General features: G+C 60.1%; 13 protein-coding genes. 10 read left to right on the forward strand and 3 right to left on the reverse strand.

Features of this window, described 5'->3' with window-relative positions; translation table 11 throughout:
• The first annotated feature begins 221 nt into the window (after positions 1-221).
• The 7 genes from chpT (at position 222) to ACX3M4_RS22950 (ending at position 8,184) form a co-directional block, all read left to right on the forward strand.
• Complete coding sequence (chpT, locus tag ACX3M4_RS22920) at positions 222-866, forward strand: histidine phosphotransferase ChpT (RefSeq protein WP_459355281.1); 645 nt, start codon at positions 222-224, stop codon at positions 864-866.
• Positions 867-999: 133 nt separating this feature from the next.
• Entirely contained in the window at positions 1,000-3,822 is a 2,823-nt protein-coding gene (locus tag ACX3M4_RS22925) for a hybrid sensor histidine kinase/response regulator (RefSeq protein ID WP_459355282.1), read from the forward strand.
• A complete protein-coding gene (locus tag ACX3M4_RS22930; protein WP_459355283.1) occupies positions 3,819-4,310 on the forward strand; it encodes a chemotaxis protein CheW in 492 nt (163 codons plus the stop codon). Before ACX3M4_RS22925 ends, ACX3M4_RS22930 begins: the two co-directional genes overlap by 4 nt.
• Before the next feature lie 37 nt (positions 4,311-4,347).
• A complete protein-coding gene (locus ACX3M4_RS22935; RefSeq protein WP_006932059.1) occupies positions 4,348-4,713 on the forward strand; it encodes a response regulator in 366 nt (121 codons plus the stop codon).
• A 20-nt stretch (positions 4,714-4,733) separates the two neighbouring features.
• Positions 4,734-5,951, forward strand: a complete 1,218-nt coding sequence (locus tag ACX3M4_RS22940; protein WP_459355284.1) for a protein-glutamate methylesterase/protein-glutamine glutaminase — start codon at positions 4,734-4,736, stop codon at positions 5,949-5,951.
• A complete protein-coding gene (locus ACX3M4_RS22945) occupies positions 5,948-6,838 on the forward strand; it encodes a CheR family methyltransferase (protein WP_459355285.1) in 891 nt (296 codons plus the stop codon). The genes ACX3M4_RS22940 and ACX3M4_RS22945 overlap by 4 nt, the downstream gene beginning before the upstream one ends.
• 374 nt (positions 6,839-7,212) lie before the next feature.
• Complete coding sequence (locus ACX3M4_RS22950; protein WP_459355286.1) at positions 7,213-8,184, forward strand: MBL fold metallo-hydrolase; 972 nt, start codon at positions 7,213-7,215, stop codon at positions 8,182-8,184.
• 118 nt (positions 8,185-8,302) lie between these two features.
• Here ACX3M4_RS22950 and ACX3M4_RS22955 read toward each other — a convergent pair whose 3' ends face one another.
• Positions 8,303-9,466 carry an ABC transporter substrate-binding protein gene (locus tag ACX3M4_RS22955; protein WP_459355287.1) on the reverse strand — a complete coding sequence of 388 codons (1,164 nt, stop codon included), beginning with the start codon at positions 9,464-9,466 and terminating at the stop codon, positions 8,303-8,305.
• Between the two features lie 112 nt (positions 9,467-9,578).
• Positions 9,579-10,271 (reverse strand): response regulator transcription factor CtrA, encoded by a 693-nt coding sequence (gene ctrA, locus ACX3M4_RS22960; RefSeq protein WP_031270498.1) that lies wholly within the window; start codon positions 10,269-10,271, stop codon positions 9,579-9,581.
• Positions 10,272-10,643: 372 nt separating this feature from the next.
• Here ctrA and fliI point away from each other — a divergent pair, with 372 nt between their 5' ends.
• The 3 genes from fliI to ACX3M4_RS22975 all read left to right on the forward strand — a co-directional run bounded on the left by fliI (position 10,644) and on the right by ACX3M4_RS22975 (position 13,113).
• Positions 10,644-11,969: a flagellar protein export ATPase FliI gene (gene fliI / locus ACX3M4_RS22965; RefSeq protein ID WP_459355288.1), complete on the forward strand. Its 1,326-nt coding sequence runs from the start codon at positions 10,644-10,646 to the stop codon at positions 11,967-11,969.
• A gap of 28 nt (positions 11,970-11,997) precedes the next feature.
• Positions 11,998-12,405 carry a flagellar export protein FliJ gene (gene fliJ, locus ACX3M4_RS22970; protein ID WP_459355289.1) on the forward strand — a complete coding sequence of 136 codons (408 nt, stop codon included), beginning with the start codon at positions 11,998-12,000 and terminating at the stop codon, positions 12,403-12,405.
• A 273-nt stretch (positions 12,406-12,678) separates the two neighbouring features.
• The gene (locus ACX3M4_RS22975) at positions 12,679-13,113 is read left to right on the forward strand and encodes a paraquat-inducible protein A (RefSeq protein ID WP_459355290.1); all 435 of its coding nucleotides are present in this window, start codon (positions 12,679-12,681) and stop codon (positions 13,111-13,113) included.
• A gap of 127 nt (positions 13,114-13,240) precedes the next feature.
• On the opposite strand, the gene ACX3M4_RS22980 is transcribed toward ACX3M4_RS22975, so the two are convergent.
• The gene (locus ACX3M4_RS22980; protein ID WP_459355291.1) at positions 13,241-14,356 is read right to left on the reverse strand and encodes a DUF2336 domain-containing protein; all 1,116 of its coding nucleotides are present in this window, start codon (positions 14,354-14,356) and stop codon (positions 13,241-13,243) included.
• Positions 14,357-14,413 lie beyond the last annotated feature (57 nt).

Consider the following 14,413-nt stretch of genomic DNA (forward strand, 5'->3'; position numbering starts at 1 on the left):
GAGACCGGTGCTCCTGCCTGACCGCACCGCTCAGGTGTTTCCCGCCGGGTTGCCGGCAAGCGGTCAAGGGCAGGGATGACAGGTTCCCGGAGGGCAACTTTCATCTGGATGACCGGGTTTGATAGCCGGCTTCGCCTTGGCAGCGGCTTTTAGGACGTGTAACCCTTGCAAAAGTCCCGAATCAACCCTGCCGCACTCCTCAAGAAGAGCCTTCAATCGCCATGTCCGCACTTAAAGAGCTTTCCTCTCTTGACCTTGCCGCGCTGGTGGCCAGCCGTGTCTGTCACGACATCATCTCCCCCGTCGGCGCGATCACCAACGGGTTGGAGGTGCTCGACGAGGAAGGCTCGGAGGACATGCGCGAATTCGCCATGGACCTCATTCGGAAGAGTGCCCGGCAGGCTTCGGCAAAACTGCAGTTCGCGCGCCTTGCCTTCGGTGCTGCGGGTTCCGCCGGTGCCGAGATTGATCTGGGGGATGCCCAGGTCGTTGCCACAGGGTTTATGGAAAACGAAAAATCCAATCTAAATTGGCAACTCAGCCGGCATCTGATGCCGAAGAACTACGTAAAACTCCTGCTAAACTTGATCCTTATCGCTAACCAATGCGTTCCGCGCGGCGGCGAGATCAAGGTGGAAATGGAAGGCGAGCCCTCTTCGCCGTCCTTTACGCTGCACGCGAGCGGCCTCAATCCGCGTATTCCTCTCGGAATGAAGGAAACCCTGAGCGGAGAAGAGCCCGAGCGGGTCGATGCGCACTCTGTTCAGCCGATCTATACGTTGCTGCTCGCCCGTGAGTGCGGCATGGTATTAACAATAGATAAACAAGAAGAATTGGTAAAAATAACGGCCTTCGCGGCAGAATAAAAACCGCCTCCAAAAGTCTCCACCTGTTTCAGCGTATCTTAACTGTTTGCCGTCAACCTAGCCTCATGGACTTCTCGGTCCAGACGTCCCTTTCGGGATGCGGAACCAGTAACAAGTCGGGTGAGAGCAGGCCATGGACGACCTCCTCAGGGAATTCATTACCGAGACGAACGAGAGTCTCGATGTTGTTGACGTTGAGCTCGTAAAGTTCGAGCAGGAACCGAACAACGCCACGATCCTAGATAACATTTTCCGCCTGGTGCATACCATCAAGGGCACCTGCGGCTTCCTTGGCCTGCCCCGGCTTGAAGGTATTGCGCACGCGGCTGAAACGCTCATGGGCAAGTTCCGTGACGGCGCGCCGGTGACGCAGGAGGCGGTCTCCCTGATCCTGACCTCGATCGACCAGATCAAGGAGATCCTGAGCGAGCTGGAAGCGGCCGAAGGCGAAGAGCCCCAGGGCGATGACAGCGAGCTGATCAGCGAGCTGGAACAGATGTCCGCGAAGGCTGATATTGCCATGAAGGGTGGTGGTGCTGCTGCAGAAGCGCCTGCCCCTGTCGAGGTGGCCGCCGAACCGGAAGTTGAGGCTGAAGCCCCGGCGGAAGAAAGCTCCGAACAGACACTGGAACGCCCCTTGCGTCCTGGCGAGGTTTCGCTGGACGAACTGGAGCGCGCGTTCCGCGAGACGGAAGTCGAAGTGGAAGTCGTCGAGCCGGAGATGCCGGAAGCCGAGGACATGTTCGACGAGATGGACGATGTCGAGCCGGTCGCAGCACCCGCACCCATGGCCGCCAAGGCGGAAGCAAAGGCTGCTGCCAAGTCTCCCGAAAAGAAGAAATCGGGCGGCGGCGACGGCGAGAAGAAATCCTCCGGCGGTGGTGTTTCCAACCAGAGCATCCGCGTTGCGGTCGACACGCTCGAACACCTGATGACCATGGTGTCCGAACTGGTGCTGACCCGTAACCAGCTCCTGGAAATCGTGCGCCGTCACGAGGACAGCGAATTCAAGGTGCCGTTGCAGCGCCTGTCGAATGTCACCGCAGAGTTGCAGGAAGGCGTCATGGCGACGCGCATGCAGCCGATCGGCAATGCCTGGCAGAAGCTGCCGCGCATCGTCCGCGACCTCAGCCAGGAACTTGAAAAGCCGATCGAACTCGACATGATCGGTGCGGATACCGAACTGGACCGCCAGGTCCTGGAAATGATCAAGGATCCGCTCACCCACATGGTCCGCAACTCCGCCGACCATGGTCTGGAGCGTCCGGAAGAGCGCCGCGCGGCGGGCAAGCCGGACAAGGGCACCATCACGCTGGCAGCCTATCATGAAGGCGGCCATATCATTATCGAAGTCCGCGACGACGGTAAGGGCATCGATGTCGAGAAGGTGAAGGCGAAGGTCGTGGAACGCGGCCTTGCGAGCGAAGCCGAAGTCGACAAGATGACGGATGCCCAGATCCACAAGTTCATCTTTGCCGCCGGCTTCTCCACCGCTGCCAAGGTCACCAGCGTTTCCGGACGCGGCGTCGGCATGGACGTGGTGCGCAACAACATCGAGCTGATCGGCGGTACCGTCGACCTGCGCTCCACGCAGGGCAAGGGCTCGAGCTTCATCATCAAGATCCCGCTGACGCTGGCGATCGTCTCGACGCTGATCGTCGAGGCAAGTGGCGATCGCTTTGCGATCCCGCAGCTCTCCGTCGTGGAACTGGTCCGCGTGCAGACCAATTCCGAACACCGTATAGAGCGGATCAAGGACACGCCGGTCCTGCGCTTGCGCAACAAGCTGCTGCCGCTGGTGCATCTGTCCCAGCTGCTCGGTATCTATGAGGGCGAGAACGCCGATGAGGCCATCGACGCGGACAACGGCTTCATCGTTGTCATGCAGGTCGGCAGCCAGACTTTCGGCGTCGTTGTCGACGGTGTCTTCCACACCGAGGAAATCGTGGTCAAGCCGATGTCGACAATGCTGCGTGCGCTCGACATGTTCTCCGGCAACACCATCCTGGGCGACGGCTCGGTGATCATGATCATCGACCCGAACGGCATCGCCGGTGCCATGGCAAGCCATGCTTCCAGCGCGGTTACCGAGAACCAGGAAGACGAGCAGGAAGACCTGCAGCGCCGTGCGATTTCCGGCCAGAGCTCGATCTCGCTCCTGCTGTTCCGCGCCGGTGCGCCGGAGCCGAAGGCCGTGCCGCTGTCGCTGGTCACGCGTCTGGAAGAGTTCGAGGTCTCCAAGATCGAGCGCTCCAACGGCCGCGATCTCGTTCAGTACCGCGGCGCGCTCATGCCGCTGGTCTATGTCAACGAGGGCGACAGCCACAAGACGGAAGGTACCCAGCCGATGCTGGTCTTCTCGGATGCTGGCCGCTCCATGGGCCTCGTGGTCGACGAGATCGTCGACATTGTCGAGGACCGTATGCACATCGAGGTCGGGTCGGAACGTCCAGGCATCCTGGGCTCCGCCATCGTCAAGGAACGTGCGACCGAGATCATCGACCTCGGCTACTATCTGCCGCAGGCCTTTGAAGACTGGTTCATGCGCAAGGAAATGGACATCGAGGCGCTGACGAAGAAGGTTCTCTTCGTCGACGACAGCTCCTTCTTCCGCAACATGCTGACACCGGTGCTGAAAGCCGCGGGCTACGACGTGACCACCTGTACCGGTCCGCATCAGGCCTTCGAGCTTCTGGAAAACGGCGACAAGTTCCATGCGATCGTCAGCGACATCGAAATGCCGGAAATCAACGGCTTCGAGTTCTGTGAATCGCTGCGCCGTGACCCGCGGTTCCGCAACATCCCGATCCTGGCCCTCTCGTCCATGGTGACGCCGGCCTCGATCGAACGCGGCCGCCAGGCGGGCTTTGACGACTACGTCGCCAAGTTCGACCGTCCGGGCCTGATCGCGGCTCTGAAAGACGTCTTCTCCGGTGAAATGGGAGCTGCAGCATGAGTGTGCTGGAACACAAACTTACCGCGGAACAAAAAGCCGCAAGTGACATGATCCAGTATGTGACCGTCGTGATCGGGGGCCAGCTCTTTGGCCTGCCGATCTCCCAGGTCCATGATGTGTTCGTGCCCGAAAGCGTGACCCGGGTGCCGATGTCGGCTCCGGAAGTCCAGGGTGTGCTGAACCTGCGCGGACGGATCGTCACCGCCATCAACATGCGCCGCCGTCTTCACTTGCCTCCCCTCAAGGAAGGGCAGATGATGGCCGTGGGTATCGAATACAAGCAGGAAAGCTATGGCCTGGTCATCGATACGGTCGGCGAGGTTCTGACCCTGCCGTCCGCATCCGCGGAACCCAACCCGTCAAACCTGGACCGGCGCTGGGCCGAAATTTCCGGAGGCGTGCACCGCCTGGACGGGCGGCTGATGGTCATCCTGGATGTCGACCGCCTGCTTGGATCGATGTTCACCGAACCCATGGTAGCAGCATAACAAGGCCAAACATGGCCGATGAGTGGAGTTACGCCTGATGAAACAGTGCCTCGTAGTCGATGACTCAAGCGTCATCCGTAAGGTGGCTCGCCGCATTCTCGAGGATATGAACTTCGAGATCACCGAAGCCGAAGACGGTCAGCAGGCGCTTGACGAATGCCGGAAAACCATGCCGGACGCCATCCTGCTCGACTGGAACATGCCGGTCATGGACGGGCTCGAGTTCCTGACCAGCCTCAGGGCGGAAGAAGGCGGCGAAAACCCCATTGTCGTCTTCTGCACGACCGAGAACGATGTGGCCCATATCGCGCGCGCCATCCGGGCCGGTGCCAATGAGTACATCATGAAGCCGTTCGACCGCGAAATCGTCGAAGCCAAGTTTCAGGAAGTCGGTCTTATCTAGTATCGAGTTGGGCAGTCTCAATGGCGTTTGCGCAAAGAAGTATAACAGCGGGCACAACAAGCCCGGGCAACGACCCCATCAAAGTCATGGTCGTAGATGACGCAGTGGTCATCCGCGGCCTTTTGACCCGCTGGCTCGGCGAAGACAAAAGTCTGAAAGTCGTCGGCTCGCACCGGAATGGAAAGCTTGCGGTCGAGGATATCGAGAAGAGCAACCCGGATGTGGTTGTCCTCGATATCGAAATGCCCGAAATGGACGGGATGACGGCACTGCCGCTCATGCTCGCCAAAAAGCGCGACCTCGTCGTGATCATGGCTTCGACCCTGACACGCCGGAACGCGGAAATCAGCTTGAAGGCCCTGTCGCTCGGCGCAGCCGACTATGTGCCGAAGCCGGAATCGACGTCCGAGGTCACGACCTCGATCGATTTCCGCCGCGAGCTGGTGGAGAAGGTCAAGGCGCTTGGTGCCCGCGCCATCCGCATGCGCGGCCCGGCCCGTACCATGCGCGCAGAAACCAACGCGGGCCGTACCTCCCAGCCGGTTTCGCCAATTTCCGCCCGTCCTGCCGGGGACACCCGCGCAAGCTTCCGCGGAGCGCCGCAGCCCGTCGCGGCTGCGCCGAAGTTCCAGACCCGGGCCTATTCCTCGGTACGTCCGCGTATCCTGGCAATCGGCTCCTCGACCGGCGGGCCCCAGGCCCTGCAGGAGCTCATGCGCGAAGTCGGGACGGCCATGAACGACGTGCCTGTGGTCATCACCCAGCACATGCCGCCGACCTTTACCGCGATCCTGGCTGAGCATATGGGCAAGGCTGCCCTGCGTCCGGCCAAGGAAGGTGAGGACGGCGAGATCCTGAAGCCGGGCAACATCTATGTCGCCCCTGGCGGCAAGCACATGATCGTCGAAAAGGACGCGGGCGCCGTGAAGATCCGGCTGACCGACGGTCCCCCGGTGAACTTCTGCAAGCCTGCGGTCGATCCGCTGTTCGATAGCGTCGCCAAGGCTTACGGCTCTGCGACACTTGGGGTCATCCTTACCGGGATGGGCCATGACGGGGCCGACGGTGTCAAAACAATCGCTGCCGGTGGCGGCAGCGTCATCACACAGGATGAAGCCACCAGCGTTGTCTGGGGGATGCCCGGTGCAGCTGCGCAGACAGGCGTGTGCAGCGACATTCTTCCACTCAAGGAGATCGGGCCGAAGATCTCGCGGATACTGAAGGGGAACACGCGATGACCCCAAGCGAGTTCGATTTCCTCAAAAACTTCCTGAAGACCCGGTCCGGTCTCGTGCTGTCGAATGACAAGCAGTATCTGGTCGAAAGCCGTCTGCTGCCGATCGCGCGCAGCTCAAAGCTGGAGACCCTGAGCGCCGTCATCCAGACCCTGCAGCGCGGTGGCAACCGCGCGCTGGAAACGGATGTCGTCGAGGCGATGACGACCAACGAGTCGTTCTTCTTCCGCGACAAGACGCCGTTCGAGCACTTCAAGGATACGATGCTGCCGGCTCTGCTGCAGAGCCGCGCCACGCGCAAGCAGCTCAAGATCTGGTGCGCGGCTGCTTCCACTGGTCAGGAACCCTATTCGCTCGCCATCTGCCTGAAGGAAGATGCGGCGAAGATGCCGGGCTGGCGGACGCGGATCCTCGGTACGGACCTTTCGACGGAAGTGCTGGAAAAGGCCAAGACCGGTCTCTACAGCCAGTTCGAAGTCCAGCGCGGCCTGCCGATCCAGATGCTGCTGAAGTATTTCGAGCAGAAGGGCGACATGTGGCAGATCAATGCCGGCATGCGCGCCATGATCGAATGGAAGATGCTCAATCTCCTGGAGAGCTTCACGATCCTGGGAGAATTCGACATCGTCTTCTGCCGCAACGTGCTGATCTATTTCGACCAGGCAACGAAATCGGAGATCCTCGGCCGGCTGGCGAAGTCGCTGCCCGACGACGGTTATCTCGTGCTCGGCGCCGCCGAAACGGTGGTTGGCCTGACCGATGCCTTCAAGCCGGTGCCGAACAAGCGTGGCCTGTTCCAGAAGAAACAGGCTGTTCAGGCGGCGACGGGCACCGTTTCCAGTCCACGACTTGCCGTCGGCGCCGGTGCAGGTCTCGGCCTGCAGCGCTAAGCGCACATACCTCGAATTCGAAAAGGCGGCTTCCGGCCGCCTTTTTGTTTTCGCGCGCGCTCCGCCATTCTGTTCAACCTTGTTTTTTGATTTGCGCCGCTGCGGCACAAGTCTTTTTCGCGCCCACTCGCGTCAATTTTATCAAGGTTTCCGCCGCAAAGCCTTGCCGAGCTTGTCCTTTGACCCATTTGCCGGGCCATAGCCTGAGGCGTGTCGCGTTCATTTGAATGCACGTGACCCGCTTTAACTCTCTTTTGATGCACGTCTTTTTGCGAAAAACCGGAATCCACTTTTTCGCGACGTGCTCTAAGGGCTCCCGATTGGCACAGGTCTCAGGAGCCCGATCTGAATACCGGAACGGCAGGGAGTGACAGATGACCGAGATCAAAGTTGAACTGACGCGCCGCGCGGCGCTTATTGGGGCCGGCGGCCTCGTGGCCGGGGCAAGCCTTGCGGGGACCGGTGTTGCCCATGCGGCTGCGGAAAAACAGGGTACGGCGCCAACGCCGATCGCCCGTTACCAGCTGGGTGCCTTCGAGATTAACACCTTGCACGACGGCGCGGTTTCGTTGACTGAACCGCAGAAGACCTTCGCCATGAACGTCGATGCCGATACGTTTTCGGCCACCAACGCCGAAAACTTCCTGCCCGACGACAATTTTCAGATCAGCTTTACGCCGACCCTGGTCAATACGGGGAGCGAACTGATCCTGTTCGACACGGGCAACGGGGAGGGCGCCCGTCCCGGCCGGGGCAACATGCGCACGGCGCTGATGAATGCGGGCTACACACCTGAACAGGTCGATGTGGTGGTGCTGACCCACATGCATCCGGACCATATAGGCGGCCTCCTGGAAGGTGGTGCGCCCGCATTCCCGAACGCACGTTATGTGACCGGCCAGAAAGAATATGATTTCTGGGCAGCGATGGATGCGGAAGCCAACGGGGTCACCAAGCTGATGGCATCAAACGTCAAACCGCTGGCCGATAAAATGACCTTCCTGGAAGATGGCGGTTCCGTCGTATCCGGCATTACCGCCATGGCCGCCAACGGACACACGCCGGGCCACATGATCTATCTCATGGAAAGCGACGGCAAGCAGCTGGCTCTGACTGCCGATACGGCGAACCACTATGTATGGTCGCTGGCGCATCCGGAATGGGAAGTGCGCTTCGACATGGACAAGGAAGCCGCCGCCGCGACCCGCAAAACCGTGTTCGGCATGCTGGCCAGCGACAAGATCCCGTTTGTCGGCTATCACATGCCGTTCCCGGCCGTTGGTTACGTGGACACAAACGGCGACGGATTCCGCTACGTACCGGCTTCCTACCAGTTGCAGCTCTGAAAAGCGTTGCATGAGAAGAGGACCGGATGTTTCCGGTCCTCAATACGCCGGAATGTTTTCAAAGCAATCGCCGGTTAAGACAGCTCCGTCTGGGCGGGCGCACCCCTTTTCGCCGGTCTCAAGGCGCCGGAACGGATGAAGGCAGGATTTCCTGTTCCAGGTGAAGCCGGCCGGCCTCGATGCCGATCAGGGAAACCGATTTCAACGGAATGCGGGAGCCGTCGGGAAAGCTGATCCTGCCCGTAACGCCGTCATAGCCCTTCAGCTCCAGAAGGCCCTGCAGCACACCCGATTGCGTCGCCTGCCCCGATGTCTCAACGGCGGCTGCCAGAAGCCCGGCCGCGTCGTAGGCAAGGGCGGAAAATGCTGTCGGCGTCTCGCCCGGAAAGGCCTTGCCGTAGGCGTCCTTGAAGCGGATGACCTGCGGATTGGCGGTATCCTCGCCGAGATAGACGTGGGTGGTGAAATAGACGTTCTTGATGTCCGCGTTTTCACTCCAGACATTGGTGTCGTCATAGCCGTCGCCGCCAAGCACCGGACCGTCAAATCCTGCCTTTCGCAGCGCCTTGACGATGCGCGCTGCATTGTGTGCGGTCTCTACGCTGACGAAGACGGCATCGGCGCCGGTCAGGCGGGGCAGGTCCCAGGTGTTGGCATCCGGATCGATTGCCACGGTCTCAAGGATCTTGCCGCCGAGTTCGGCAAAGCGTTCGGAAAAATATGTCTGCAGCAGTTTCGGATAGGTGCGTTCCATGTCGGCCAGAATGACGGCCGACCTTGCGCCGCGACTGCCGTGGATCCATTCGGCGGCGGCGGCGGCCTGCACGTTGTCGCCGAAACAGGCGAGAAACAGGTAGTCCGGTATCTGCTGCGGCAGCTTGGGCGAGGTTGCCCCGCTGGTCAGAAACACCGTCCGCGCTTCGGCAACGGGCGGTGCAGCGGCCAGAACGGCGTCGGTGTCGGACAGGCCGAAATAGGCAAGGATACCGGGGTCGGAGGCAAGCGCCCGTTCGATCCCGGTGCGGAGCTTGCCGGGGTCCGTCCTGCCATCGACCGGAACGAGGTCGATCTTGTGGCCGAGGATGCCGCCGGCAGCGTTGATTTCCCTGACAGCAAGATCGGCGCCATTGACGGAGGGAATGTCATGCGGTGCCTGCCGTCCACTCAGGTTGAAGACAGCGCCGAAGGTCAGCCTTGTCTCTTGTGCACCTGCACTGCCGCAGCACAGCCCGGTCAGCATCAATCCGGCAAGGACAAGCGGAAGAAGGCGGTTGAGGATCAAGGGGCTTCCTTTCAGGGAACGCTTGTCGGGATCTGCAGTCGGTCAGACGATAGCACAAAGAAAAAAGCCCCGGCTTGCCGGGGCTTTCAAACTTCAACGTATACGCGTTGGATCAGGCGGCTGCCTCGACATCCGGCTCGCGCAGCACGTAACCGCGGCCCCACACCGTTTCGATGTAGTTCTTGCCGGAGGTGGCGGCGGCCAGCTTCTTGCGCAGCTTGCAGATGAAGACGTCGATGATCTTCAGTTCCGGCTCGTCCATGCCGCCGTAGAGATGGTTCAGGAACATCTCCTTGGTGAGCGTGGTGCCCTTGCGCAGCGAAAGCAGCTCGAGCATCTGGTATTCCTTGCCGGTCAGGTGGACGCGCTGTCCACCGACTTCGACCGTCTTGGTATCCAGGTTGACCTTAAGGTCGCCGGTGACGATGACCGACTGTGCATGGCCCTTGGAGCGGCGGACGATCGCATGGATACGCGCAACCAGCTCGTCCTTGTGGAACGGCTTGGTCATGTAGTCGTCAGCGCCGAAGCCGAGGCCGCGAACCTTGTCTTCAATCCCCGCGTTGCCGGACAGGATCAGGATCGGTGTCTTGACCTTGGAAACACGGAGTGTCCGGAGAACCTCGTAACCGGACATGTCCGGCAGGTTCAGATCCAACATAATGATGTCGTAGTCGTACAGTTTGCCGAGGTCGATGCCTTCCTCGCCAAGATCTGTCGTGTAGACGTTGAAGTTCTCGGACTTCAGCATCAGCTCGATGCTCTGCGCCGTGGCGCTATCATCCTCAATCAACAATACACGCATGCCAATCCCCTTGTTCTGCCTTTCCTGGGCAAGTCGCAACGGCTCTGTCGGTGCCTGCTACGAAGGACTGATGTTAACCCCGACTCAAAGCTATCGATTAATGGTTAACAAATTCTGATTCGTAACGGCAAGCTCTGCAGAAAGGAAACTGTGAACAACGGCCAACTTGTTGAATCCCCAGAAAAAAACCGGATTCACAAATCTTAATGTTGCGCTTTAAGAAACGGTGCTAACCGATTCCGTTCAGATTCCTTTCGACAAAGCCGATTTGACTTCGAAATGGCTCTCGCTTGTCAGCCTTCCAAAGGTTAAGATTAACCAGATTTGTAAACGATCGGTTACCAAAACCGTTAACGAGGAAAGGAATTTGTCTTGAAGGCGCTTTTCGCCGAAATCGATTCGCTGATGCCGACGGAGATTTATGGCCGCGTTACTGCGGTTCAGGGCCTTCTCGTCGAGATCGCGGGGCCGATTCACGAGATGAGCGTCGGCTCGCGCCTTTTGATCGATTCCGGTGAGGAAAACCCGAAAGTGCCCGCCGAAGTGGTGGGTTTTCGCGAGGGTCACGCGCTGTGCATGCCTTTTTCGGGCCTTGAAGGCGTGCGCATGGGCTGCAAGGCAGTGATTCAGTCACGCGACAGCGTGGTCCATCCGGCGAATGCCTGGCTCGGCAGAGTGATTAACGCACTTGGTGAACCGATTGATGGTAAAGGAGATCTTGCAACTGGCGGAGTGCCTCGCAAATTGCGAAGTTCGCCGCCTCCGGCCTCCGAACGTAAACGGGTCGGCCCGCCGCTGGATCTCGGCGTGCGGGCGCTCAACACCTTCGTAACCTGCTGCGAAGGCCAGCGCATGGGCATCTTCGCCGGCTCGGGTGTCGGCAAATCCGTGCTGATGTCCATGCTGGCGCGCAACACCAAGTGCGACATTGCCGTGATCGGGCTGATCGGCGAGCGCGGGCGCGAGGTTCAGGAATTCATCGAGGACGACCTCGGCGAATCGGGCCTCGAGCGTTCCGTCGTCGTGGTGGCGACGTCTGATGAAAGCGTGCTGATGCGCCGGCAGGCGGCCTATCTTGCCATGACCGTTGCCGAACATTTCCGCGACGAAGGCAACAATGTCCTTTGCATGATGGATTCGGTGACCCGATTCGCCATGGCCCAGCGGGAGATTGGCCTTTCCATCGGCGAGCCGCCAACCTCCAAGGGCTATACGCCGACCGTCTTCACCGAATTGCCGCGCCTTCTGGAGCGGGCAGGGCCTGGCAAGGAAGGCTCCGGGTCCATTACCGGCCTGTTCACCGTTCTGGTGGAGGGGGACAACCACAACGAGCCGGTCGCTGACGCCGTCCGCGGGATCCTCGACGGGCACGTGGTGATGGAGCGTGGTATTGCCGAACGCGGCCGCTATCCGGCGATCAACGTTCTCAAATCCGTTTCCAGAACCATGCCGCGCTGCGTGCCGCCGGAGCAGTTGCCGGTTTTGCGCAAGGCGCGCCAGCTGCTGTCGACTTATACGGACATGGAGGAGCTCATCCGGCTCGGCGCCTACCGCAAGGGGTCCGATCCGACGGTGGACGAAGCAATCTACCGGTTTGAAATGATCGATGATTTCCTCAATCAGGGAAAAGACGAGGCGACGTCACTTTCTGACGGTTATGCGCAACTTGCGAACCTTTTGGAAATGACTCAAGGGTAGACTGCCCGTGTTAGGGGAGTATTGAGTAATGAAGACCCGAGACAGTTTGATCCGTTTGAAACGGTTTCAGGTTGACGAAAAGCGGCGGCAGCTTGCTCAGATCGAAAGCATGATCGCCGAGTTCAATCGCATGGCCGATGAACTCGACGACCAGATCCGGTCCGAACAGGAACGTGTCGGCATCACGGACGTGACGCATTTCGCCTATCCGACCTTCGCCAAGGCGGCGGCGGACCGGCGCGACAACCTGCGCAATTCCGCACATGAGCTGGACGACCAGCTGCAACGTGCCCGTGACGAGCTGAGCGAAGCCATCGAAGAGCTGAAGAAGTTCGAGCAGCTCGAGGAACGCGACCAGCAGCGCGAACGCACCGCCCAGGACATGGCGGAGCAGGACCAGCTCGACGAAGTGGCGGCCCGCGTCCGCGGCCGCTAGGCGCGCCTCTTACCTCTCCTTTGACCCGCCGGTCTCCAACGCGGAGACTGGCAGGACCTCCCGCACAGACTTATATGCCTGATCGCACCTAGTGGTTCGATTCTGACATTTGCATCCCCCTGCTGCTAGCGCTGGAGCAAATGTCAAATTCGCTCCACTAGCGGCGGTCGGGTTTGTGCTTTGTTGCCCGGGTGCTATAGGGAACCCGCGGCGGCGTTGTAGACGACTGCTGCCTGCGTAGAGCAATTTCAAGGAACGGGGCAGGCCGATTTCATGCGATTTTTCCTGGCGCTGCTGCTTCCCCTTTCGACCTTTTCCTTCGCGCTCGGGCTGACGCAGCCGCTTATGCGGTTCGAGCGGCTTTATTTCCTGGAAGACCGGCCGACCCTGATCGATATGGTCCTGAGCCTCTGGCAGGACGGCGATGCAGCGCTGGCAGGCATTGTGGCCCTGTTCTCGATCGGCTTTCCCGCAGTGAAGATCCTGCTGATCCATGTTGCGGTGCTGAGTGGGGCGAAGACCCGTTCGCTGGCACTGCTGTCGATGGTGAGCAAGTGGTCCATGCTGGATGTGATGCTGGTGGCGCTGGTGCTGTTTGCCGCCAAGACCAGCGGCCTTGCCGCCGCGGCCATCCTGCCTGGTCTTTGGTTCTACGCGGCCGCGACCCTGTCGACAGCGGTTGCCGCGACGCTTTGCTCGCGCGGCTGAAAAATCGCCTAAAGCGTGTCGCGTTCAATTGAATTCACGTGACCCGCTTTCTCCCTTTTTTGACGCACGTCTTTTTGTGAAAAACCGGAATCCACTTTTTCGCGACGTGCTCTAAAGGGATGAAAGGTCACATCGCGCCGAGGCGCGTGGGCCGGTCACTTGCGAGACGAGTTTTTTTTTCCCGCCTGTTTGCCTGGAAGTCCGCGCAGCGCGACTGTTTGGTGACGGCCGTGCTGTCGAGATGCTTCTTGTAGGCGACGGTCCATTCCGCGCCCTGGGTCGCCGGCAATTTCAGATGATCGCAGCGGATCTTGGCGAAGAGGGCAAAGGTCGGCATGTCGAGGCCGGCCTTTGCCGCTGCCTTCAGCACGATATCCTGTTTGCCGTTGAAGACCGCGTCCTTGAACGCCTTCTGGGCAATCCGGCCGCGTGCGCTCAGCAATTCGATGGTGTGGTTGAAGCGGCCGTCCTGCAGCAGCAGGATGACGAGTTCGTTGATGGAAATCTCGGCCCGCTCGGCATCGCTCCACAACAGGCCCATGTCCGTGTTTTCAAGGGCGTCGCCGAATTCGCGGCGCAGAACCTTCAACCGGGCGATCTGGTCGAGCTGTTCCTGGGAGAGCGAGCCCTCGATGATGTTGCGCAGCCGCTTTTTTGTTTCGTCATTCACCAGCGGCAGCAGGGAACGGCAGACGGCGGGCGACAGGTCGGACCGCAGGCAGAGATCCTCGCGCAGCACCACGTCCTCGGTGGCATACTTGACGAAACTGAGCATCGTCTCGCGCGAGAGCTTGATCTCGCGGTTGCCGGCCAGGATCCGGTGCACCGGCCGGTCGCCCTTCTCGGCGATGGCGTCGGAGACTTCCGGCGAAAGATCGGTTCTGCGGGCGAGCACCTGCAGATGCGAATTGCTGAGCCGCTCGACGAAGTCGATCAGGTCTTCCTGGCTGAACACCGGGCTCTGGGCGAGAAGGGGCATGGCCACGCTAACCTCGTCCTCGGCGATCCTTCGGGCAAGTTCGGGAGGTGTGTTTGCCTGCGCGGCAAGCTTTTGCGCCAGCCGGGCCCGGTCCTTCGCGGAGCCGACGCCATAGAGCTTGATAATCACTTCGGCAAAGATGGCAAGTTCCCGATCGGTGCGCTCGTCGAGGTTGGCAATGACGAGTTCGCTCACCTGCGTAAACAGACGCTGGCGGGCTTCGTCCGTGCCTTCCATGGCAAGCTTGATCAAGGACTTTGGCATCCTTCCTCCTCTTCGGTCTACACTGCCGCCGATATTGTTAGTATTACGTTACCTGCT

It is taken from the genome of Roseibium sp. M-1 (assembly GCF_054515675.1).